This is a genomic window from Marinobacter iranensis (assembly GCF_029207565.1).
GTDB classification, from domain to species: Bacteria; Pseudomonadota; Gammaproteobacteria; order Pseudomonadales; family Oleiphilaceae; genus Marinobacter; species Marinobacter iranensis.
Genome location: NZ_JANCMW010000001.1, coordinates 613,710 through 636,454 on the forward strand (window position 1 = coordinate 613,710; position 22,745 = coordinate 636,454).

Annotated in this window: 14 protein-coding genes and 4 tRNA genes; 13 read left to right on the forward strand and 5 right to left on the reverse strand. The window is 57.2% G+C overall.

Annotated elements, in window-relative coordinates:
* The first annotated feature begins 110 nt into the window (after positions 1–110).
* The 3 genes from NLU14_RS02895 to NLU14_RS02905 all read left to right on the forward strand — a co-directional run bounded on the left by NLU14_RS02895 (position 111) and on the right by NLU14_RS02905 (position 5,692).
* Positions 111–1,787, forward strand: a complete 1,677-nt coding sequence (locus tag NLU14_RS02895) for a glutamine--tRNA ligase/YqeY domain fusion protein (protein WP_275704655.1) — start codon at positions 111–113, stop codon at positions 1,785–1,787.
* A gap of 187 nt (positions 1,788–1,974) precedes the next feature.
* A complete protein-coding gene (cysS, locus tag NLU14_RS02900; RefSeq protein ID WP_275704656.1) occupies positions 1,975–3,357 on the forward strand; it encodes a cysteine--tRNA ligase in 1,383 nt (460 codons plus the stop codon).
* A 154-nt stretch (positions 3,358–3,511) separates the two neighbouring features.
* On the forward strand, positions 3,512–5,692 hold the full coding sequence (locus tag NLU14_RS02905) for a malate synthase G (RefSeq protein WP_275704657.1): 2,181 nt from the start codon (positions 3,512–3,514) through the stop codon (positions 5,690–5,692).
* Between the two features lie 176 nt (positions 5,693–5,868).
* Here NLU14_RS02905 and folD read toward each other — a convergent pair whose 3' ends face one another.
* Entirely contained in the window at positions 5,869–6,726 is an 858-nt protein-coding gene (gene folD / locus NLU14_RS02910; RefSeq protein WP_275704658.1) for a bifunctional methylenetetrahydrofolate dehydrogenase/methenyltetrahydrofolate cyclohydrolase FolD, read from the reverse strand.
* A gap of 164 nt (positions 6,727–6,890) precedes the next feature.
* Here folD and NLU14_RS02915 point away from each other — a divergent pair.
* From NLU14_RS02915 to NLU14_RS02960, 10 genes are all read left to right on the forward strand, one after another.
* Positions 6,891–6,967 (forward strand) — tRNA-Pro (locus NLU14_RS02915).
* A 50-nt stretch (positions 6,968–7,017) separates the two neighbouring features.
* Positions 7,018–7,094 (forward strand) — tRNA-Arg (locus NLU14_RS02920).
* 94 nt (positions 7,095–7,188) lie between these two features.
* Positions 7,189–7,264 (forward strand) — tRNA-His (locus NLU14_RS02925).
* A gap of 83 nt (positions 7,265–7,347) precedes the next feature.
* Positions 7,348–7,432: transfer RNA gene (locus NLU14_RS02930), tRNA-Leu, on the forward strand.
* 215 nt (positions 7,433–7,647) lie between these two features.
* Positions 7,648–8,955 (forward strand): trigger factor, encoded by a 1,308-nt coding sequence (tig, locus tag NLU14_RS02935; protein ID WP_275704659.1) that lies wholly within the window; start codon positions 7,648–7,650, stop codon positions 8,953–8,955.
* Positions 8,956–9,134: 179 nt separating this feature from the next.
* Positions 9,135–9,770, forward strand: coding sequence for an ATP-dependent Clp endopeptidase proteolytic subunit ClpP (clpP, locus tag NLU14_RS02940; RefSeq protein WP_275704660.1), 636 nt, complete (start codon positions 9,135–9,137; stop codon positions 9,768–9,770).
* Between the two features lie 77 nt (positions 9,771–9,847).
* The gene (clpX, locus tag NLU14_RS02945) at positions 9,848–11,131 is read left to right on the forward strand and encodes an ATP-dependent Clp protease ATP-binding subunit ClpX (RefSeq protein WP_275704661.1); all 1,284 of its coding nucleotides are present in this window, start codon (positions 9,848–9,850) and stop codon (positions 11,129–11,131) included.
* A 165-nt stretch (positions 11,132–11,296) separates the two neighbouring features.
* Positions 11,297–13,714, forward strand: a complete 2,418-nt coding sequence (lon, locus tag NLU14_RS02950; protein WP_275704662.1) for an endopeptidase La — start codon at positions 11,297–11,299, stop codon at positions 13,712–13,714.
* Positions 13,715–13,952: 238 nt separating this feature from the next.
* Complete coding sequence (locus tag NLU14_RS02955) at positions 13,953–14,225, forward strand: HU family DNA-binding protein (RefSeq protein WP_027832426.1); 273 nt, start codon at positions 13,953–13,955, stop codon at positions 14,223–14,225.
* A 172-nt stretch (positions 14,226–14,397) separates the two neighbouring features.
* On the forward strand, positions 14,398–16,251 hold the full coding sequence (locus NLU14_RS02960; RefSeq protein ID WP_275704663.1) for a SurA N-terminal domain-containing protein: 1,854 nt from the start codon (positions 14,398–14,400) through the stop codon (positions 16,249–16,251).
* 69 nt (positions 16,252–16,320) lie between these two features.
* Here the strand turns inward: NLU14_RS02960 and NLU14_RS02965 are convergent, their stop codons facing one another.
* From NLU14_RS02965 to NLU14_RS02980, 4 genes are all read right to left on the reverse strand, one after another.
* Positions 16,321–16,749, reverse strand: coding sequence for an early set domain-containing protein (locus NLU14_RS02965; protein WP_275704664.1), 429 nt, complete (start codon positions 16,747–16,749; stop codon positions 16,321–16,323).
* Positions 16,750–16,826: 77 nt separating this feature from the next.
* The gene (gene pulA, locus NLU14_RS02970) at positions 16,827–19,982 is read right to left on the reverse strand and encodes a pullulanase-type alpha-1,6-glucosidase (RefSeq protein ID WP_275704665.1); all 3,156 of its coding nucleotides are present in this window, start codon (positions 19,980–19,982) and stop codon (positions 16,827–16,829) included.
* Between the two features lie 250 nt (positions 19,983–20,232).
* On the reverse strand, positions 20,233–21,561 hold the full coding sequence (locus NLU14_RS02975) for a carbohydrate porin (RefSeq protein WP_275704666.1): 1,329 nt from the start codon (positions 21,559–21,561) through the stop codon (positions 20,233–20,235).
* Positions 21,562–21,863: 302 nt separating this feature from the next.
* Entirely contained in the window at positions 21,864–22,733 is an 870-nt protein-coding gene (locus tag NLU14_RS02980; protein WP_275704667.1) for a MurR/RpiR family transcriptional regulator, read from the reverse strand.
* Between the last annotated feature and the right edge of the window lie 12 nt (positions 22,734–22,745).

Consider the following 22,745-nt stretch of genomic DNA (forward strand, 5'->3'; position numbering starts at 1 on the left):
AAGCAACGTTGGCGTTATTGTACTGAAGAGTTTGAGCGCGTGCATGAGTTAGGCAATGATTTGTGAGTATAATACGCGGTTTCAGACCCACACCCTATGATTGAGATTGTATGAGCGCCGAGTCCAAGAAAGCCCATAACTTCATCCAGAGCCTGATCGAAGACGCGATTGCCAACGGCGAGCACACAGGCAAGGTGGTCACCCGTTTTCCGCCGGAACCCAACGGGTACCTGCACATCGGTCACGCCAAGTCGATCTGCCTGAATTTTGGCATCGCTGAAACGTTTGATGGCGATTGCACCCTGCGGTTTGATGATACCAACCCGGAAAAGGAATCCCAGGAGTACATTGACTCTATCAAGCAGGACGTCCATTGGTTGGGCTGTGAATGGACCGGCGAAGTGCGTTACGCCTCGGACTACTTCGATGCCATTTACGATTTTGCCGTTGAGCTGATCGAAAAGGGCAAGGCCTATGTCTGTGCACTGACAGCGGACCAGATGGCCGAATACCGGGGCACCCTGAAAAAGCCTGGCCAGAACAGCCCATACCGCGACCGTCCCGTGCAGGAAAACCTGCAACTGTTCCGCGATATGCGCGACGGAAAATTCCAGAATGGCGAGTTGGTGCTGCGCGCCAAAATCGACATGGCGTCCCCCAACATCAACCTGAGGGACCCGATCCTGTACCGGATTCGCTACGCCGACCACCACCAGACCGGTGACAAGTGGTGCATCTACCCGATGTATGACTTCACCCATCCGATTTCCGACGCCATGGAGGGGATCACCCACTCCCTATGCACCCTGGAATTCGAGGATCACCGCCCGCTGTATGACTGGGTGCTGGAAAACATCTCGGCCCCCTGCCAACCACGGCAGATTGAATTCGCGCGGCTGAACCTGAACTACACCATCACCAGTAAGCGCAAGCTCAGGCGGTTGGTGGACGAAGGTTTCGTTGACGGCTGGAGCGACCCCCGCATGCCCACCATTTCCGGCCTGCGCCGCCGTGGCTACACCCCGGAATCCATCCGCACCTTCTGCGACATGATTGGTGTGAACAAGGCTGGCGGCACCGTGGATATGGGCATGCTGGAGCACGCCATCCGGGAAGACCTTAACACCCGTGCACCCCGCGCCATGTGCGTGATGCGCCCGCTGAAGGTCGCCCTGACCAATTACCCGGAAGACAAGACCGAAACCCTGGTGCTGCCGGTTCACCCACAGAACCCGGATATGGGCGAGCGGGAAGTGACCTGGAGCCAGACCCTCTACATCGACCGGGAAGACTTCGCCGAAGAGCCACCGCGCAAGTGGAAGCGTCTGGCCCCGGATCAGGCGGTGCGTCTGCGTGGCGGATACGTAATGACCTGCCGTGAGATTATTCGCGACGATAGCGGCGAGATCGTCGAACTCAAATGTGAGTACGATCCAAACACTCTGGGCGTTAACCCCGAAGGGTATAAACCGAACGGCGTCGTCCACTGGGTATCGGCAACAGACAGTGTTGAAACGGACATCAACCAGTACGACCGGTTGTTCAATCATGAGTCGCCGGACAGTGACAAAGAAACCGACTTTGTAGACTCAATCAACCCGGAATCCTTGGTGGTCCTCAAAGGTGCCAGGGTGGAGAAGAGCCTGGCCACACCCAGGACAGACTTGCCGTACCAGTTCGAGCGGGAGGGGTACTTCTTTTGTGATGAAGAGTTAACCGCCGCTTCGGGTCACCCGGTTTTCAACCGTACGGTGACCCTCCGGGATTCCTGGGGCAAAGGCAAATAGCAGTTGAAGGCACGAACAAAGTAGGGAGGAGTCGCCAGGCCGGGGGTATCTATCCGGGACCGTAAAAAACAGGGATGTTTTTTACGAGCCTACAGGGACGTATTCACGGCGTGTCCCGGATAGATACCCCCGGCCTGGCGGCGACCCGCACCAAAACTCGATACATCAGGCAACCAACGAGCATCAAGTGATTAAAATCTACAACACCCTTAGTCAGAAGAAGGAAGAGTTCCAGCCGATCGAGCCAGGAAAGGTTCGCATGTACGTGTGTGGCATGACGGTGTACGACTACTGTCATCTCGGACATGCAAGGGTGTTGGTGGCGTTTGATGTGATTACGCGGTATTTGCGTCATAGCGGGTACGACGTTCATTACGTTCGTAATATCACTGATATCGACGACAAGATCCTGCGCCGTGCCGAGGAAAACGGTGAAGTTTATAGTGATCTCACCAAACGCATGATCAAGGCAATGCACGAGGATGAGGCTAAGCTGGGTGTTTTGTCTCCAACGGAAGAGCCGTGCGCTACCGAATACATCAATGAAATTGTGGCTATGATCCACAAACTGGTCACCAGCGGGCACGCCTATGCAGCAGATAATGGTGACGTATATTTTTCCGTGGAGTCATACCCGGACTACGGCAAGCTCAGTAAGAAGAAGCTCGAAGACCTGGTGGCCGGCGCCCGTGTGGATGTCCAGGAAGCCAAACGAAGCCCCGCGGACTTTGTGCTGTGGAAGGCTGCCAAGCCCGGTGAAGTAAGCTGGGAGTCTCCCTGGGGCGATGGTCGGCCTGGCTGGCATATCGAATGCTCGGCCATGTCCAATCGCTGCCTTGGAGAGACCTTCGATATCCACGGTGGCGGGCCGGATCTGCTGTTTCCGCATCATGAGAACGAAATCGCCCAGTCCGAGTGCGCCAATGGCCATACCTTTGTGAATACCTGGATGCACGCGGGTGCCATTCGGGTGAACAAGGAAAAGATGTCCAAGTCCCTGGATAATTTCTTCACCATTCGCGAAATTTTTGAGAAGTACGCGCCGGAAGTGGTGCGGTACTTCCTGGTATCCAGTCATTACCGTAGCCAGGTGGATTACTCGGAAGAAAATCTCGCTGAGGCGGGGCGCACCCTGACCAGGCTGTATCATTCGCTTCGCGGGCTGGTGCCCGCCAAGGATGTGGCGGAAACGGACTATGATCGGCGCTTTGCCGAGGCCATGGATGACGACTTCAACACCGCCGGCGCCATGGCCGTGCTTCACGCCGTCGCTAATGAGATCAACCAGTTGCGAAGGGATGGCCGCGATAACGAAGCTAACGAACACGCCGCAGTGCTTGTCAGGCTTGGCGGTATTCTCGGGCTGTTGCAGCAGGACCCGGAAGCTTACTTCCAGGCTGATACCGGCAGTGAACTCAGCGCAGATGATATCGAGGCCATGATCCAGGCCCGGGCCGATGCGCGGGCGCAGAAGAACTTCGCCGAGGCAGACCGGATTCGTGATGAGTTGGCGGATAAGGGCATCATTCTGGACGACAGCCGCGAGGGAACGAGCTGGCGCAGGGGGTAGTGTTCCGCCTGGCTCAGCCAAAAGTCTGGTTGTCGGCGCGGGCATGACCTTGTAGGGAATTTCCCGTACAATACCGCCCTCGAATTATAACGGCTCTTCCGGGGAAACCCGATGAAAGGGCAGGGAATACAGTAACCCACTGAGGCAAACAACGATGACAGAACGCGTACAAGTCGGCGGCCTTCAGGTCGCAAAGAACCTGTTCGATTTCGTTAACAATGAAGCGATTCCGGGCACCGGTGTCGATGCTGACAAATTCTGGGCCGAGTTCGACAAGATTGTTCACGAACTGGCACCCCGCAATAAAGAGCTGCTCGCCAAGCGCGATGCCATCCAGGAAAAATTGGATTCCTGGAACCGCGACCATAAAGGCCAGAAGCTTGATATGGCCGAGTACAAGTCGTTCCTGCAAGACATCGGCTACCTGGTCGATGAGCCAGGCGACTTTAAAATTTCAACCTCGAATGTAGACCCTGAAGTGGCCACGATGGCTGGTCCCCAGCTCGTGGTTCCGGTGATGAACGCCCGTTTTGCGCTGAACGCCGCCAACGCCCGTTGGGGTAGCCTGTATGATGCGCTTTACGGCACCGATGCGATTTCCGAGGAAAATGGAGCCGAGAAAGGCCGTGGCTATAACCCGGTGCGCGGTGCCAAGGTTATCGAATTTGCCCGTAACCTGCTGGACAGCTCCGCTCCGCTGGCTTCTGGCAGCCACAAGGACGCAACAAAGTACCTGGTTGAGGGCGGCAAGCTGGTAGTCAAGCTGCAGAATGGTGAATCCACAGGCCTGAAAGACGAGTCCGGTTTTGTTGGCTACACCGGTGCCGCCGATGCGCCGACTGGCGTTCTGCTGGTCAAGAATGGCATGCATTTCGAGATCCAGATCGATGCCAGCCATCCGATCGGCAAGGATGACGGCGCAAACGTTAAAGATGTGCTGATGGAGTCCGCGTTGACCACCATCATGGACTGCGAAGACTCGGTTGCCGCCGTGGATGCGGACGACAAGGCGCTGGCCTACCGCAACTGGCTGGGCCTGATGAAAGGCGACCTGGAAGAAACCTTCGAGAAAGGCGGGCAGCAGATGACCCGCAAGATGCACGAAGACCGTGCTTACAACAAGCCGAGCGGCGGTGAGCTGGTGCTGAAGGGCCGCAGCCTGATGTTCGTGCGGAACGTGGGCCACCTGATGACCAACCCGGCGATCCTGCTGAAAGACGGCAGCGAAGTGCCCGAAGGGTTGATGGACGGCCTGTTGACCTCGCTGATCGCGATTCACGACCTGAAGGGTACTGGTAAGCTGCAGAACAGCACCACGGGTTCAGTTTACATCGTCAAGCCGAAGATGCACGGCCCGGAAGAAGTGGCGTTCACCAACGAGTTCTTCGGTCGCGTTGAAGACGCGCTTGGTCTGCCGGCTTTCACCCTGAAAGTGGGCATCATGGACGAGGAGCGTCGCACAACCGTGAACCTCAAGTCCTGTATCCATGCTGCCAGGGAGCGTGCTGTCTTTATCAATACCGGCTTCCTGGATCGCACCGGGGATGAGATCCACACCTCCATGGAGCTGGGGCCGTTTATCCGCAAGGGGCCGATGAAGCAGGCCGCATGGATCCAGGCCTACGAGCAGTGGAACGTGGACATCGGCCTGGAAACCGGTTTCCGTGGTGTTGCCCAGATCGGTAAGGGCATGTGGGCCATGCCGGACCTGATGGCCGGTATGCTGGAAGCCAAGATTGGCCACCCGAAAGCTGGCGCCAATACTGCCTGGGTTCCATCACCGACAGCGGCCACGCTGCACGCGACCCACTATCACCAGGTCAGCGTTGCGGATATCCAGAAAGAGCTGGAAAGCCGCACCCGCGCCAACCTGGACGACATCCTGACCGTTCCGGTCATGGACGATCCGAAGTCCCTGTCGGCGGAGGAGATCCAACAGGAACTGGATAACAACGCCCAGGGTATCCTCGGTTACGTGGTGCGCTGGATCGACAGTGGTGTTGGCTGCTCCAAGGTGCCGGACATCAACGATGTGGGCCTGATGGAAGACCGTGCCACGCTGCGTATTGCGTCACAGTTGCTGACCAACTGGCTCTACCACGGCATCTGCACTGAAGAGCAGATCCACGAGACCATGAAGCGCATGGCCGCGGTGGTTGATCGCCAGAACGCCAACGACCCGTCGTACCGCGACATGGCTCCGGAGTTTGATGGCAGCATCGCCTTCCAGGCCGCCATGGACCTGGTGCTCAAGGGCCGTGAGCAGCCGAATGGCTACACCGAGCCGCTTCTGCACGCGTATCGCCTGAAGGCGAAAGAGAAGTACGGCCAGTAATCAGGGCCGGCCATCAAAAAACCCCGCATCTGCGGGGTTTTTTGTGGGTGGGGCTTTTGGAGTGGTCCGCTTTGTCGGATTACGGCCCATTCGGGCCTAATCCGACCTGCAAGTGAAAATATCCCGGTGCCCGCCCGTAGGTCGGATTAGGCGAAGCCGTAATCCGACAACCCGGCTCAATCCCTGTGCAACTCATTCGCCGCATAGAGTGTGTTCTGCAGAAGCGTGGCAATGGTCATCGGCCCCACGCCACCCGGAACTGGCGTGATGTAAGCCGCTCGCTCCGAGGCAGCCGCAAAATCCACATCCCCACGCAGCTTGCCGTCTTCCATCCGATTAATGCCCACGTCAATCACCGTTGCCCCCGGCTTGATCCAGTCACCTTTGATCAGCCCCGGCTTGCCAACAGCGGCAATCAAAATGTCGGCTTCCCCGACGAATTTTTCCAGGTCGTCGGTAAAGCGATGACATACGGTAACGGTGGCGCCCTTCAGTAACAGCTCCATCGTCATGGGCCGTCCGACAATGTTCGACGCACCCACTATAACCGCGTGCTGGCCCTTGTAAGGGGTGTCAATGCTGTCCAGCAGGGTAATGATGCCGGCGGGCGTGCAGGGCCTCAGGGCAGGTTTGCGCTGCACCAGGCGGCCAATGTTGTAGGGATGGAAACCGTCCACATCCTTGTCAGGGCGGATCTTTACCAGGATAGGGTCGGCGTCCATATGGGCCGGCAGTGGAAGCTGAACCAGGATGCCGTCTACGTCCGGATTCTCGTTAAGCTCGTCAACCAGCGCTTCCAGGGCTTCCTGTGAGGTATCTTCGGGCAGGTCGTAGGAGAGCGACATGATGCCCGCCTCGTCGCAGGCCTTGCGCTTGTTGCCTACGTATACATGGGAGGCCGGGTCGTTGCCCACCAGCACGACAGCCAGGCCCGGAGCGCGAAGCCCCTGCTGTCTGCGGGCCTCGGTTCCAGCCGCAACCTGCAGTCGCACGGCGGCGGCGATTTCTTTTCCGTTGATCAGTTTGGCGCTCATGTCTTTGTCTTGTCGGTTGTGCGAAAATAAAGGCGCCGCATTGTCTCATGCTTGGGCCCCGCCGCCAATCGGTGGGGGAAAAGCCCAAATGCGTGTTGACGGGCCGGGTTAGCGCCGGTAATATGCGCGCCAACTTTGCTGAGGTATCTGTTGTTCAGTTCAGACGGGGTATAGCGCAGTCTGGTAGCGCGCCTGCTTTGGGAGCAGGATGTCGGGAGTTCGAATCTCTCTACCCCGACCACTTTCTGGTTAACGGAGTGGTATTGGACAGTCAGGTGGGCGAACGGTCATGCGCTCGTAGCTCAGCTGGATAGAGCATCGGCCTTCTAAGCCGGTGGTCGCAGGTTCGAGTCCTGCCGGGCGCGCCATACCGCAGACGGTCTGATCTGTCCCGGAGACACCGAATCAGCAAAGTTAACCTGAAGTACCTGTTGGGGTCTGCCCGGCGGTAGTCTGGATGTGGTGGACGTAGCTCAGTTGGTAGAGCTCAGGATTGTGACTCCTGCGGTCGAGGGTTCGAACCCCTTCGTCCACCCCACTTTCTCCTCAGTGATTGATGGTTGATTTCCGCAGTTGCGGAGTTCTACGCTTGTGTTGCAGGTGTGGGTTCGCAAATCGTGTGCGAGCGTGGCGGAACTGGTAGACGCGCTGGATTTAGGTTCCAGTGGGGCAACCCGTGAGAGTTCGAGTCTCTCCGCTCGCACCATTTTTATATTATCGGTTTTCTCCTCTATTTTCTTTCCTTGATCTGTCTGTGATCCTTTGTCGCAAATGAGCCCGTACCGGGTGATTCTCTCGGCATGGCAAACCGTGATAAACTACCCGCTTTTAAATTTGCGTCCTTTTCCGGGAATTCGCCCTGAATCGGACTTTTGGTTTTATTTTCATTCACATACCGAACCTGTAATTTGAGGATCTTCCATGCAAGTGTCTGTTGAAACGACCTCCAACATCGAACGTCGGATGACGATTGGTGTGCCCGCCCAGGAAATCGACCAGGCGGTCCAGAAACGCCTGCAGGAAACCGCACGCACAGTGAAGATGAACGGTTTCCGTCCGGGCAAGGTGCCCATGAGTGTGGTGAAGCGTCGTTTTGGTGACAGTGTCCGCCAGGAGATTGTTGGCGAAGTTATGCGCGACAACTACATCAAGGCACTTCAGGAGCAGGACATCAACCCGGCGGGTTGGCCGAAGTTTGAGCCAAAAACCATGGAAGAGGGCAAGGACCTGGAATTCGTGGCTGTCTTTGAAGTGCTGCCGGACGTGGAACTGGGGGATTTCGGCAAAATCTCCGTTGAAAAGCCTAAGGCCGAGATTGCCGACAAAGACGTCGACACCATGATCGATAACCTGCGTCGCCAGCAGGCCACCATGAAGTCCGTCAAACGCAAGTCCAAGAACAAGGACGTCGTTCTGATTGATTTCAAGGGCTTTGTGGACGGTGAAGAATTCGAAGGCGGCGCCGCCGAGAACCATAAGCTCACTCTGGGCTCGGGCCAGATGATTCCGGGCTTTGAAAAAGGCATTGTTGGTGGCAAGGCCGGCGAAGAGCTGGAAATTGAAGTGACCTTCCCGGACGACTACCAGAACGAAGATCTGGCGGGCAAGCCGGCGAAGTTCGAGATCAAGATTCACGAGGTTCAGGAGCCGCAGTTGCCGGAGCTGGATGCCGAGTTCTTCAAGAAATTCGGTATCGATGCGGAAGACGAGGCCACTTTCCGTGAAGAAGTACAGAAGAACATGGAACGAGAGCTCAAGCAGGCTGTCTCGAACAAGGTCAAGAACGACGTTGTTGAAGGGCTTCTGGAAAGCACCGAACTTGAAGTGCCAACTGCCCTGATCGACCAGGAAATCGACCGTCTGCGGCAGGACGCGGTGCAGCGTTTCGGGGGACAGATTGATCCCCAGCAGCTGCCGAAAGAGATCTTTGAGGAGCAGGCCCGTCGCCGTGTGAAAACAGGCCTTCTGTTCCAGGAAGTGGTCAAGCAGAATGATCTGAAGGCAGATCCTGCTAAAGTGGATGAAAAGATCCAGGAAATTGCCTCAACGTATGAACAACCTGAAGAGGTTGTGGCACATTTCAACAGCAGCCCCGAGCAGAAGCAGCAGATTGAATCGTCTGTTCTGGAAGACGCGGTTGTTGACCTGATTCTGGGTCAGGCCCAGGTCAAGGAGAAGAAGCTCAAGTACGAAGAGGCTATCCAGGCCGGCCAACAGCAGCAGGGTTAATGACTGCGGGGCGCGTAAAACGTCCCCGGCATGCCTGAGAGAGAAAACAGCCGGCACGTCCGGCTGTTTTCATCTTGGCCCGGTGCTGGCAGAGTAAAGAGTATTACTAGGCGTAGCTGATTTATAACGCTGTGGCGGAGAAACGCCACTCCATTGTCCAGAAGGAGTTCACGCGCATCATGACGCAGAAACCAATCGATGGTCCCGCAATGGTTACCAATTCCGGCCTGGTGCCAATCGTTATCGAGCAGACCGCACGAGGCGAGCGTTCTTTTGATATCTTCTCCCGTCTGCTCAAGGAACGGGTAATCTTTCTGGTGGGCCCGGTTGAGGATCACATGGCCAACCTGATCGTGGCCCAGTTGCTGTTCCTCGAATCCGAGAACCCTGACAAGGACATCCACCTTTACATCAACAGCCCGGGTGGTTCCGTCACCGCTGGTATGTCTATTTACGACACCATGCAGTTCATCAAGCCCGACGTGGCTACCCTGTGTGTAGGACAGGCGGCCAGTATGGGGGCCTTCCTGCTGGCGGGCGGTGCTGATGGCAAACGTGCCTGTCTGCCGAACTCCCGTGTGATGATCCATCAGCCGCTCGGCGGCTACCAGGGTCAGGCGACGGATATCGAGATTCATACCCGCGAGATCCTGAAGATCCGCCACACCCTGAACTCAATCCTCGCCCACCATACCGGCCAGAAGCTGGAGACCATCGCCAAGGATACGGACCGCGATAATTTTATGGATCCGCAGCAGGCGAAGGACTATGGCTTGATTGATTCTATACTTGATAAGCGTGTACCGAATAAATAATACTGATGGTAATCGCAACATTCCCTGCCGGCGTATTGAGGTAATTGCGCCGGTAAACCAAGCTCAGAGGTATTTCAATGGCAGATGAAAGAAACGGCAGAGGCGACGATAACGGCAAGTTGCTGTACTGCTCGTTTTGTGGAAAGAGCCAGCATGAAGTCCGGAAGCTCATTGCAGGGCCCTCGGTGTTCATCTGCGACGAGTGCGTCGACCTGTGCAACGATATTATCCGGGAGGAAATCCAGGAGAATGCCCAGGAAGAAGCCAGCGATCGTCTTCCGACACCCGCCGAAATCCGCGACACGCTCAATGAGTATGTGATCGGCCAGGACCGGGCCAAGGTAGTGCTCTCAGTAGCGGTCTATAATCACTACAAGCGCCTGCGTTATGGTGAGGGCAAGGCCGAAGTGGAGCTTGGCAAGAGCAACATTCTGCTGATCGGTCCGACAGGTAGTGGTAAGACCCTGCTTGCCGAGACGCTGGCCCGCATGTTGAACGTTCCCTTCACCATCGCTGATGCCACCACGCTCACCGAAGCGGGTTATGTGGGCGAGGATGTTGAGAACATCATCCAGAAGCTTCTGCAGAAGTGCGATTACGATGTTGACAAGGCCCAGCGTGGCATTGTGTACATTGACGAGATTGACAAGATTTCCCGCAAGTCCGATAACCCGTCCATCACCCGTGATGTGTCAGGTGAGGGTGTGCAGCAGGCCCTGCTCAAGCTGATTGAAGGCACGGTGGCCTCGGTTCCGCCCCAGGGCGGGCGCAAGCACCCCCAGCAGGAGTTCCTGCAAGTGGATACGGGCAATATGCTGTTCATCTGTGGTGGTGCGTTTGCCGGGTTGGACAAGGTGATCCAGGAGCGTTCGGAGCGAAGCAGTATTGGCTTCTCCGCTCTGGTGAAAAGCCCCGACGACACCAAGAACACCGGTGATATCATCAAGGATGTGGAGACCGAGGACCTGGTCAAGTATGGCCTGATTCCCGAATTTGTCGGTCGTCTGCCGGTTATCGCAACCCTGACGGAACTTGATGAAGACGCGCTTGTCCAGATCCTGACCGAGCCCAAGAACGCGCTGACCAAGCAGTACCAGAAGCTGTTCGACATGGAAGGTGTGGAACTGGATTTCCGTGAGGACGCCCTGCGCGCTGTTGCCCGTAAAGCCATGGTGCGTAAAACCGGCGCCCGGGGTTTGCGCTCGATTATGGAGGCGACTCTTTTGGATACCATGTATCAGATTCCGTCTGAACACGATGTTTCCAAGGTCGTCATTGATGAAAGCGTGATCAGTGGGCAGTCCGAACCTTTCAAGATCTATGACAGCAGTGACCACGCCAAGGCAGTCCCTGAGGACTGACCCGTCCAGACTGTCAGCGTTTTGAATTAAAGGGGCGGAAACGCCCTTTTTTTATGCTCGGAACCGCCTGTGAGATGGCATTGCGGAATGTAAAAAGATTGCAATTTTTGCTGTCGCCCCAATGAAGGGTGATAGGCTAAATGAAACATCGTCAGAGGATTTTCTATGACCCTGATACCTGAAGAATCTGTGCAAGAATACCCGCTGTTGCCACTGAGAGATGTGGTGGTGTTCCCGCACATGGTGGTGCCGCTGTTTGTGGGCCGTGAGAAGTCCATACAGGCCTTGGAAGCGGCCATGGAGGGCAGTAAGGAAATCCTGCTGGTGGCCCAGAGGGACGCCTCCACGGATGAGCCCGGCCCGGATGACGTGTTTGCCATGGGCACCGTTGCCACCGTGCTGCAAATGCTGCGGCTGCCGGACGGAACGGTCAAGGTCCTGGTGGAAGGCAACGCCCGCGCAACCATCACCGATATTTCCGACGGTGAGCACTTGGCTGGCAAGGCCATGTTGATGGATGAAGACTCCCTGCCGGCGCGGGAAGAGGAAGTGCTGGTCAAAACCCTGATGGACGAGTTCGAGAAGTACGTCAAACTCTCCAGGAAGGTGCCTTCGGAAGTCTCCAATGCGCTGACCGGCATCAACGAGCTTGAGCGCCTGGCGGATACCATGGCGGCTCATCTGGAACTGAAGATTCCCGAGAAGCAGGAACTGCTGGAAGCACTGGAAATCCGTCAGCGTGTGGACCTGTTGCTGGGCAAGCTCGATGGTGAAATCGACCTGATAGAGGTTGAGAAGCGCATCCGTGGCCGCGTCAAGAAGCAGATGGAGCGCAGCCAGCGAGAGTATTACCTCAATGAGCAGATGAAAGCCATCCAGAAGGAGATGGGCAGTCTCGGAGAGGGTAACAACGACTTCGAAGAACTGGAGCAGAAGCTGGAAGAAGCCGGCCTGCCCGAGGAAGCACGCAAGAAGACAGAAGCGGAGCTTAACAAGCTCAAGATGATGTCACCGATGTCCGCGGAGGCAACGGTGGTGCGTGGCTACATCGACTGGATGCTGGCCATTCCCTGGAAAAAACGCAGCCGTGTTCGCCATGACATTGAAAAGGCCCGCGATATCCTGGACGAGGATCACTACGGCCTGGACGAAGTCAAGAAACGCATCCTGGAGTACCTTGCGGTCCAAAGCCGGGTGAAGAAGGTGAAAGGGCCTGTGCTTTGTCTGGTCGGGCCTCCGGGCGTGGGTAAAACCTCCCTTGGCCAGTCCATTGCCCGCGCGACCAACCGTAAGTACACCCGCATGGCGCTGGGTGGTGTGCGGGACGAGGCCGAAATTCGCGGCCATCGTAAAACCTACATTGGTGCATTACCGGGCAAGTTGCTTCAGAAACTGTCCAAGGTCGGCGTGAAGAACCCGCTGTTCCTGTTCGATGAAATCGACAAGCTGGGTATGGATCACCGTGGTGACCCGGCCTCCGCCTTGCTGGAGGTGCTGGACCCGGAGCAGAACCACACCTTTAACGATCATTATCTGGAAGTGGATTACGACCTCTCCGACGTAATGTTCGTGTGTACGTCGAACTCCATGGACATTCCACCGGCCCTGCTGGACCGCATGGAAATCATCCGTATCCCGGGCTACACCGAGGAGGAGAAGGTCAATATTGCGCAGAAGTACCTGTTGCCAAAACAGATCAAGGCTAATGGCCTCCGCAAAAAAGAACTGGAGATGCCGGAAGAGACACTTCGCGACCTGATCCGCTACTACACCCGTGAAGCCGGCGTACGTGGCCTTGAGCGCGAGATCGCCAAGATCTGCCGTAAGGTGGTACGTAACCATGTTGAAAGCGGTGACAAGGCCTCTGTGGTCCTCACGCAGGAAATGCTCGAGGACTACTCGGGCGTTAAGAAGTTCAAGTACGGCCTGGCCGAGGAAAAGAACCAGGTAGGGCAGGTGACTGGTCTTGCCTGGACCCAGGTTGGTGGTGAGCTGCTGACCCTGGAATGCGCCCTGACCAAAGGCAAGGGAAGGGTCGTCAAGACCGGTTCCCTGGGTGATGTGATGCAGGAGTCGATCCAGGCAGCGCTGACCGTGGTCAGGAGCCGTGCGCTTGGCCTTGGTATCAACGACGATTTCCATGAAAAGCACGATCTCCACGTCCACGTGCCCGAAGGGGCAACGCCGAAAGATGGCCCGAGTGCCGGTATTGGCATGTGCACGGCACTGGTTTCTTCATTGACCCAGATTCCGGTCCGGGCCGACGTGGCGATGACCGGTGAGATCACCTTGCGGGGTCGTGTGCTGGCCATTGGCGGGCTCAAGGAGAAGCTGTTGGCGGCCCACCGAGGCGGCATCAAGACAGTGATTATCCCTGACGAAAATATTCGGGATCTCAAAGAGATACCGGATAATATCAAGGAATCACTGGAAATCCGTCCGGTCAAATGGATCGACGAGGTGCTGGACATTGCACTGGCCTATCCGCCTGAACCACGCACTGAAGATTCGTCCTCGAAAACGGGTGCAGGTACCCCCCGTGATGACGAAGGCGAGGCCGCAGAGCGCATAAATACACATTAAACACGCGTTGTGTTGTTGACATGCGAGAGAGCCCATTGGTATAACTGTTTCGCCGTGAAGCAGCCAATATCAAGGGCTCCCGCGCAGTTAATGCCTATTCCGAACACCGGTTAGTAGCCGAAAGGAATAAAAATAGTGAAGAATGGAATTCTCTGACCGCTTATGCGATAGTCGGGAACGTCCAGGAAACAACAAACCAACCTATAACATCTTCAACCTGAAATCGAAGGGGTTTAGTGTGAACAAGTCCGAACTGATCGATGCAATTGCAGAATCCGCAGATATCTCCAAAGCCGCTGCTGGCCGTGCTCTGGATGCCATGACCACCTCTATCACCGGTGCCCTTAAAAAAGGCGATCAGGTAACCCTGATTGGTTTTGGTACTTTCTCTGTTAAAGAGCGTGCCGCTCGTACCGGCCGTAACCCGCAGACTGGTGCCGAAATCAAGATCCCGGCCTCCAAAGTGCCTGGGTTCAAGGCAGGTAAGGCCCTGAAGGACGCCGTTAAGTAACGGACTCTTTCATCTGGCAGTGCCCGGGCTTCCGGGTACTGCCGGAGCGGTTGGCCCGGTGGCGATACCGCTGTCAGCCTGCTCCAGATGAATTCGAGGCGCATTCCTGAAAGAATGCGCCTTTTTACGTTAAGAGACCCTCACAGACTTTGATCAGGGATCCGGGAGAGACATGCTTCAAGATATTCGGGAAAATGCCCAGGGCACCATTGCCAAAATCATTATTGGTCTTCTGATTGTTTCACTTTCGATCTGGGGAATGGACGCAATTGTCGGTGGGTTTTCCGGCGAGCCTGAAGTGGCAACGGTCAATGGGGAAGACATCACCGAGAGGGAGTTTCTCCGTGTTGTTCAACTTGAGAGCCAGCGTCGTCTGTCGGAGATGGACAATCCGGACCCTTCGTTGCTGAATGAAGACCAGATACGTCAGGACGTTCTGGATTCCCTGGTCCAGCAAAAGGTTATGACTCAAGATGCGGCAGAGCAGGGCCTTGAACTCTCTGATGCGGATATTGATTCCCTGATTACCCAGATGCCCCAGTTCCAGGTGGATGGTACCTTCAACCGCGACCGTTTTGTTTCCGCAGTCAGGAATATGGGCATGGGCGTTGCCGAGTTCCGCGAAACCATGCGCAAGCAGTATGTGGTCAATCAGATTCGTGCTGGTATTGCACAGAGTGGCATTGTTACGGAGGAGAACGTGGCGCAGTTGCTGCGCATCCAGAACCAGACCCGTGACTTCCGTGTAATCACGCTCTCGGCCGACGCCGTCAGCGATGACGTGGAGGTGACCGACGCTGATGTAGAAGCCTACTACGAGGACAATCAGGAGGCTTTCCAGCAGCCTGAAAGTGTGGATGCCAGGTACATCGCGCTGTCGCTGGAAGCGCTTGCTGAAACGGTTGAAATCAGTGACGAGCAGCTTCGTGAGTACTATGAACAGCGTTCTTCCGAGTTGGCAAGGGAGGAGCGTCGCGCTTCCCATATCCTGATTGAGGATGGCGAAGAGGCCGACGAGACCATTGCGACCATTCAGGAACGTCTGGCCGCCGGTGAGTCCTTCGCGGCCCTTGCCAAAGAGTTCTCCGTGGATACCGTTTCCGCAGAGCAGGGGGGCGACCTGGGCTATGCCGAGCGCGGCGTCTACGACCCGGCCTTTGAAGAGGCCCTGTTTGCACTCGAAGAAGGGGAAGTGTCCGACCCGGTGTCTACCAGCTTTGGTATCCACCTGATCAAGCTGGAAGACGTCCAGAAGACCGAAGCGCCACCGTTGGCGGAACTGAAAGATCAACTTCGCCGTGAGTTGGCACAGCGTGAGGCCACTGAACGCTTCGCCGAGGTGCGCTCCAAGCTTGCGGATCTGGCCTATGCGGCTGATGACCTGGCTGGCCCGGCTGAGGAGCTTGGTCTCGAAGTGCGGGAAAAGGCCGATATCACCAGGGATGGCGGTGAAGCGCCCTTCGACCACGCGGGCCTGGTGCGTCAGCTGTTTTCCGAGGATGTATTGAACGAGGGCTTTAATACCGAGCTGATTGATGTGGGCGACAATATGTCCGTTGTGGCAAGAGTGGGTGAGTACCACGAAGCACAACAGCAGCCACTGGACGAGGTGGCCGATGAAATTCGCGCCGCCCTGACCCGTCAGGAGACTCGCGAGGCCCTGAATGAGCGCGCAGACGCCATTATCGCCGGCCTGGAATCTGGCAAGAGCGCTGAAGAGCTTGGTCTCGGCGAATGGCGGTCCTATGAGGAGCAGTCCAGAAGCAATCCCGCGCTCGGCGGCGCTGTGATGTCCGAGGTGTTTTCACTCCAGCGCCCCGGCGACGGCGATAACGTCTATGGTTCGGTGGTGTCTGGTGACAGCGTGTCCATCGTTGCGCTGGATGCGGTTAACGAGGGCGAGGTAAACCGTGATGGTGGTGAGTTCCGCCAGCTTCGCAGTTTCCTGGCGTCTCTGGAAGGTCAGCGCGAATACCGTGCCTACCAGCAGTATCTCAGAGACAATGCTGAAATAGAGCGCCCGTAACGTACAAGGCACCCGGAGCGGGTGCCTTGTAGCGATTGTGAAAGAGGCCCGGGCAATGCCCCGGGCCTTTCAGTTTGCCTCGTCGATGTATATTTTCGGGGTTTCGCCCCGAACATCGAAGTAGAACCCGTAGGTGCCGGTTTCCGGGGGAGTAAAGCGGAAGTTTTCGAACACGGCGGAACAGTTGGCTTTTACCGGCTTGTTCAGCTCCACGTCCTTGTCCTCTTCCGACAGGTAGCCGCAGTTGGTGCCTGACGTCCAGTTGGCATCACCGAACTTGAACTCGTAAGGCTGGCCGTCTGCCTTCAGTTCCACTTCCGTGCGGTAGAGCCCGCTGTCTACTTTCTTGACCTTGTATTCCGGTAACGCATCCCACCAGGCAAATTGCCCCCGTAGGTACAGTGACTTGCTATAGTCGCGTTCACCACCTGAGGTGGCGCAGCCAGCGGTGACGGCCAGAGCCGAGGCCAGGGCCAGCGTTGTGAGTTTCCTGTTCATGGTTTTCTCCTTTATTGTTGTTGACCCCATGGGCTTCAATCAGTCATGGGGCCGCCATGGGCCCGCGATCAGCGGGCTTATCGGTTGAACACGGCAACAGACAGGGCGGGTACCGTGAAGGTGCCGCTTGCTGCCGCCGCTGTTTGCTCGGGGGAGGTATCCGCCATCACCGAGAAAGTCTCACTGAGGTTGGTATTCAGTGCTTGCCCGGTGTCTGTGCTGTTGATGACCACCACAATCTGATCCACATCACCGTCCAGGTCAGCCAGGCCGTTGTCGGGGTCATCGTCCAGACTGAACGCAATCACACCGGGTACCTGATCGGGTCCGGTGTTGTGGAATGCCAATCGTTCACTGATCTGGTCAGCCGTGCGCAGGTGGAAAAGTTCACTCTCGCTGCGAACCGAAAGCAGCTTCTCGACCTGTTCACGGGTGTAGTCGATCTCGCTTGGCGTAGGGCCGGCCTGGAACTGGCCGATGATTTCGGTGATCAGGTTCCAGTTGGCGCCGTCCTTGTCCTGGCGGGGCAGGCCGCGGTTCCAGGCGGTTTCCTGGTAGCTGAAGTCCACTTCGTTGAACCAGTCGCCGGAGTCGTAGCTGTCCCGTTCCATGGATTTGGAACGCAATAGCTCGGAGCCCATGTGGATGAACGGAATGCCCTGGCTTAGGATGGGTACGGAAAGCCCGACGACCTGCATCTGGGCGCGCTCCTGCAGTGTGGTGGCAAAATCCGCTTTGTACTGGTTGTTGTCCCAGAGCGTCTGGTTGTCGTGCTTGGAAACGTAGTTGATGATTTCCTGCGGATCGCTGGTGTAACCGGCGTTCTGGCCGTTGTAGTCGATCTCTGCCCCGGTCCTGGTAGAACCGTCCGCGGTGACCAATGCGTAGTCACTCAGGCTGCCGGCAATGCCGATGCGGATCCAGTCGCTGATCTGCAGCAGGCGCTCCTTTTCCGAGTCACTGCCGCTGTTGCGATCGTTGGGGATGCTGAACAGCCCGTTGGAGAAGCCCTGGTTGGCGCGAATAAAGTCACCTTCATCGAAGGGGCCTCCACCACGAACGGCGTCACGCAGGCGATCGTTGAAGGAGCCGATACCTGTGCCGGCCATGTTGGGCTGGATAGCATTGACGCCACGAGCATTGTTGGCCACTTCGCCAAAGTTCCACGCTTCGCCGTAGAAGTAGGTGTCCGGGTCGACCGCTTTCACTGCATCCAGCGCCTTCTCCATATTGGACAGCATGTGGTGTCCCATCAGGTCGAAGCGGAAGCCGGAGATGCTGTAATCGGAGGCCCAGGTCACCAGTGAGTCCACCATCAGCTTTTCCATCATCCGGTGTTCGGACGCGGTGTTCTCACAGCAGGTGGATTGTTCAACCACGCCCGTTTCCGGGTTCTGGCGGTGGTAGTAGCCGGGCACCAGCTTGTCGAGGACCGACTTGTCAGCGAGGCCGGAGGCGTTGGTGTGGTTATAGACCACGTCCAGAACCACGTTCAGGCCCAGATCGGTGGCGGCCTGCACCATCTGGCGGAATTCCAGTATGCGGGCTACGCCGTTGGCATCGGAGGCGTAGCTGCCCTCGGGGACGGTGTAATGTACGGGGTCATAACCCCAGTTAAAGCTGTCCAGGCTGCGAAGAGTACCGTACAGGGCCTGGGCATCGCCGGTAGTCGGGTCGAATGATTCCAGTATCGTGCGAATGCTATTACCGCTATCGCAGAGGCTGGCGTAGCTTGCCGCTGCTTCACCCGACAGGTCGCATAGCTTGCTGAAATCGTCATCTGTGTTGACCACCTGGGCCGGGTCTTCGTTGACCGTGGCAATATCAAATGCGGGCAGAAGGTGGAGGTGGGTGATGCCGGCATTCGCCATGGCTTCCAGGTGCGCAATGCCGTCGCTGCTGGTTTCCGTGAAGGCGGCGTATTTGCCCCGGTTTGCCGGGGTCACCGTTTCGTCGGTGGCGCTGAAATCGCGGATGTGGGTTTCGTACACCACGACGTCTTCGGGAGCCAGCATCGGTGGCGGCGTCAGGCTATCCCAGTTGACCGGTTTCAGGTCGCTGTCATCCAGGTTGACCACTTGGGCATACACCCCGTTTTCAGACAGGCTCAGAGCGTAGGGGTCCGAGGTCATCGTGGTTTCGATGGCGTCGGTGCGCGGGTGGTAGACAGTGATCTCGTACTGGTAGAACTTGCGGTCAACATCAGCGGTGTTTCCGGTGTGCGTCCACACGCCGTTACTCTCTGCCATATCGACCGGGTAGCCGCTGACCATGCTGCCGTCGGCATTGAATACGTGCAGGCGCATGCTCTGCGCTGTTGGTGCCCAGACCGCGAAGTCTGTATCGGCGCCGTTTACTGTTGCGCCCAGGTCGCCATTGTAGGCATATAGGTCATCCAGCACGCCGGGGATCTGCAGGCGGGTGGCGGATATCAAATCCCCGCTGCCGTTGTAGGCACCGGCCACCAATTGGCTGCGAAGGGCCTCGGCTTTGGTCTGGGCGTTGGTATCGACAGAGTAGGCGGGCCATCCAGCCAGGTGCGGGAACGCTTCCTCGAGTTCAGGTGAAAGGGTAGTGGCACTCAGTTCGATGGCTGTGCCGCCCGTAAGCGTTTTGTTGGGATCATCGACGGTAATGCCGGCGCTGGCATCGTAGCGCAGTTCCACACTGGCTGCGGTTGCGGTGTCCGCAAATACCAGGGTATCGCTATCGAGCCAGTGGGCCTTGGCGCCATCGATGGCCAGCTCCTCTGCTTCGATCGGGTCAGGAGAGAGCAACTGGCTGCCGCTGAGGGTAAAAATGCGATTGCCGAGGGCACCGAAGTGCCAGCGTTTGTCGTCGCCACCCAGGTCTTTCTCGTCGCCCTTGTGCATGATGAAGTTCATGCAGTCACCGCCTTCGCGCATGGGGATGATGTAATAGGCGCCGTAGGTGTCATTCACGCCACTATGGGTCCTCGGCGCGCTCCATTCCGTGGGCACGCCTTCAGCCAGTCCGTCGCAACCGGCCGCTGCGTCGTTCCACAGGTGAAGTCCCCAGCCATCGTAGTCATCGGCCGGGCGTTTGTAATAGAGGATGGCTTCGTTGTCGCCGGGTTCCAGCAGAGCGGTTGAGTCTCCGCCTCCACCGTCGCCGGAATCGGAAGGTGAGCTGTTGCTACCGGAGTTGCAACCGACAAGGGCCAGGGAGAGTACCAGGGCCCAGCCGCCTGCAACCAGTCTATGGTCAGGCATAACGGATATCCTTTTTTCCATTGTTTTTGTTGGGGGTGTCGCTTGCGAACCGGCAGGGCCTGTACGCAAACGTACCAGGATCATGGTTGCGCGAAGAGGCCTGGCACACATCCTTCGGCAATGGACTTTTGCAGGCGTAGTCCGCGGGGCGTATGGGGAGTAGAAAAAAGAGGGGTGCGAGCGCACAAAAAAGGGCCGGCTGAAGAGCCGGCCCAAGGAGGTCCAACGAGAGAGTGTGGTTTTTAGAGCCTTACCACCAGGCTTCGATCTGGGCGCCGATCTGGATGTCGCCATCGATGCCCTCACTGCGCGCGGCTTCGGCCTGGTCGCCGAAGAAGGCTGCGGCGTAGGCGCGAATGACCGGGCGTGCCCAGTAGCCGGGGCCTGCGCTCCATTGCTGTGAAATGGCAACCTTTTGCAGGTCGGTTGCCTCGTCGTTGTAGGGTTGGTGCACGTCCTCGTAGCCTACTTCCAGTGCCGTGCTGGTCACTGAGTTCCAGTTGTAGATCGGGCGTGCAACAACGCTCAGGCGTGTGGGTTCTTCTTCGTTGATCGGGCCGTAGGTCTCGCCCTCGGAATACAGTGCGGAGTAGCCGAGCTCCCACGGGCCGCCCAGTTTGATCACACCGTGGTTCAGTACGCGCCAGCTCTTCTCAAGCGTACCGTCGTAGTAGGGGGCGTTCAGGCTTGCATTGCCACCCTGGTTGGCGAATGCCGCTTCGCCCAGCGAGTCGGTGGCGTATTGCAGGACGAATTTGTTGAAGCCGCCCATAAAGCCGGTCGACAGCTCTACGGTACCGAAGAAACCGTCCTCGTCCATGATGCCTGCAGCGTCCTGCTCGTCCGTCAGGTCCGCCATGCCGTAGATACCGGCCAGTGTCAGCGTGCTTTCACCAACCGGGAAGGCGTAGCGCAGGTCCAGCTTGTTGTTCTGGACGATGGTGTCACTTTCCTGCTTGTCGAAGTTGATCCATGCCGCGGAGAACTGGCCGGCGCCTGCCTGGATGTTCTCTACACCGGCGCCGTAGCCGGAGTTGTTGATGTAGAACAGGTCCAGTTGGTGTACGTCATGGCGCTTGTAGAAACGCTTGCCGGCCCACAGGGTGGCGCCTGGCAGTGACTCGATGACGTTGGTGCCGGAAACATACAACTGCCGCACCGCGACTTCACCGCCACTGTAAGGGTTGCCGTTGTTACGGGTGGTTTGCTGGCCACCAAAATCAACGCCATTGACGTCGTCGGCGCCATCAAATGCCTGGTAGTCGTTGCCCTGGTTGATGGCTTCGTAGGAAACCATGGAGTCGAAACGGAAGGTTTTACCGTCCTGGCTGAAGAGCTGGTCGCCAAACGCCAGTTCCGCGTAGGTGTCGCACTCGTCTGCGAGGCGGCCGACAAAGTGGCCATTGGCACCGCTGCCGAAACAGGTTTGCTCACCCCCACTGCTGGTATTGGTGGACAGGCCTGAACGGGCGTAGCCATGGAAATCAACGGCAATGGCCGGGGTGGCCATGATGACGGCTGTGACCGCAGCCGCTAGCGGGAGTTTGTTCGGGAAAAGGCGCTTATTATTTTGCATCATCTGTGTCCTGTGCTTTTTGTCTTTTTTGAATGTCAGGGAAGCGGAAGTTCCGACATCCTGTCATGGGACAGTCAGGGCCGGATCAGGCTTCCGGTTCCCTTGATTGCAGCTTCTGCCAATCAGACATTGGGAAACCGGATTTCATAGTCCTGTAACGGGCAGATGAGTACATCCTCCGCCCTGAAGAAAAAGGGGGGTGAGTTTTCAGGGGGAGGAGGGGCGTAGAAGGATGAGTCAGGAAATCAGTGGCTTTGCTACATTTAACAGCAGGGAGACACTGATAGTGTGCCTGGGTAGGGCGCCTAGATCGGAAAGCGCGTTGGTTTCAGGCTTTCCTTGATCTTTTTCAGGTGGCCGAGAAAATCAGCGCCGCGCTTCAGGGTGACGCCGGTGGCCAGGATGTCGATCACGGTCAGGTGAATTATGCGTGATGACATGGGCATGTAGACCTCGGTGTCTTCCGGCGCGGTGACTTCGATCACCACGGTGCAGGCTTCGGCAAGCGGTGACCCTGGCATGGTGATGCCGATCACGGTTGCTCCGTTGTTCCTCGCCTGCTGGGCAATATCCACGGTCTCGCGGGTGCGCCCGGTGTAGGAGATCAGCACAATCACATCGCCGGTAGTGCTGCCGGCAGCGACCATGCGTTGCATTAACGCGTCGTCGTAGGACATCACCGGGATGTTGAAGCGGAAGAACTTGTGCTGGGCATCCATGGCAACGGGGGCTGAGCCGCCCATGCCAAAGAAGTTGATCTGTTTGGCCTGGATCAGGTAATCGATGGCTGCTGCCAGTGCCTTCGGGTCCAGGGCCTGGCGCGCCTTGTCCAGGCTGGCAATGGTGCTGAGCATGATTTTATCGGCGAATTCTGCGACGGTGTCGTCAGGCTCCACGTTCTGGCCGATATAGGGCGTGCCGGTGGCAATGCTCTGGGCCAGGCGAATCTTGAAGTCCGGGAAACCGGTGGCGGAGAACCCGCGGCAGAAGCGGTTGACGGTGGGCTCGCTGACATCGGCGGCACGTGCCAGGGCTGCGATGCTGTATCGGGTGGCGGCAGTGGGGTCACGAAGAATCGCCTCGGCAACCTTGCGCTCGGACTTATTGAGGGTGTCCAGGCGTGACTGGATGTCTTCGAGCAGATTGTCGTCGCGGTGTGACTGGTTGGCAGCCATTGAAGATACTCC

Bases quoted from the DNA above. Each gene is read 5' to 3' on its own strand.
- NLU14_RS02965 (WP_275704664.1), bottom strand. From the start codon at position 16,749: ATGAACAGGAAACTCACAACGCTGGCCCTGGCCTCGGCTCTGGCCGTC.
- NLU14_RS02980 (WP_275704667.1), bottom strand. From the start codon at position 22,733: ATGGCTGCCAACCAGTCACACCGCGACGACAATCTGCTCGAAGACATC.
- pulA (WP_275704665.1), bottom strand. From the start codon at position 19,982: ATGCCTGACCATAGACTGGTTGCAGGCGGCTGGGCCCTGGTACTCTCC.
- NLU14_RS02895 (WP_275704655.1), top strand. From the start codon at position 111: ATGAGCGCCGAGTCCAAGAAAGCCCATAACTTCATCCAGAGCCTGATC.
- lon (WP_275704662.1), top strand. From the start codon at position 11,297: ATGACCCTGATACCTGAAGAATCTGTGCAAGAATACCCGCTGTTGCCA.
- clpX (WP_275704661.1), top strand. From the start codon at position 9,848: ATGGCAGATGAAAGAAACGGCAGAGGCGACGATAACGGCAAGTTGCTG.
- tig (WP_275704659.1), top strand. From the start codon at position 7,648: ATGCAAGTGTCTGTTGAAACGACCTCCAACATCGAACGTCGGATGACG.
- NLU14_RS02960 (WP_275704663.1), top strand. From the start codon at position 14,398: ATGCTTCAAGATATTCGGGAAAATGCCCAGGGCACCATTGCCAAAATC.
- clpP (WP_275704660.1), top strand. From the start codon at position 9,135: ATGACGCAGAAACCAATCGATGGTCCCGCAATGGTTACCAATTCCGGC.
- folD (WP_275704658.1), bottom strand. From the start codon at position 6,726: ATGAGCGCCAAACTGATCAACGGAAAAGAAATCGCCGCCGCCGTGCGA.
- NLU14_RS02905 (WP_275704657.1), top strand. From the start codon at position 3,512: ATGACAGAACGCGTACAAGTCGGCGGCCTTCAGGTCGCAAAGAACCTG.
- NLU14_RS02975 (WP_275704666.1), bottom strand. From the start codon at position 21,561: ATGATGCAAAATAATAAGCGCCTTTTCCCGAACAAACTCCCGCTAGCG.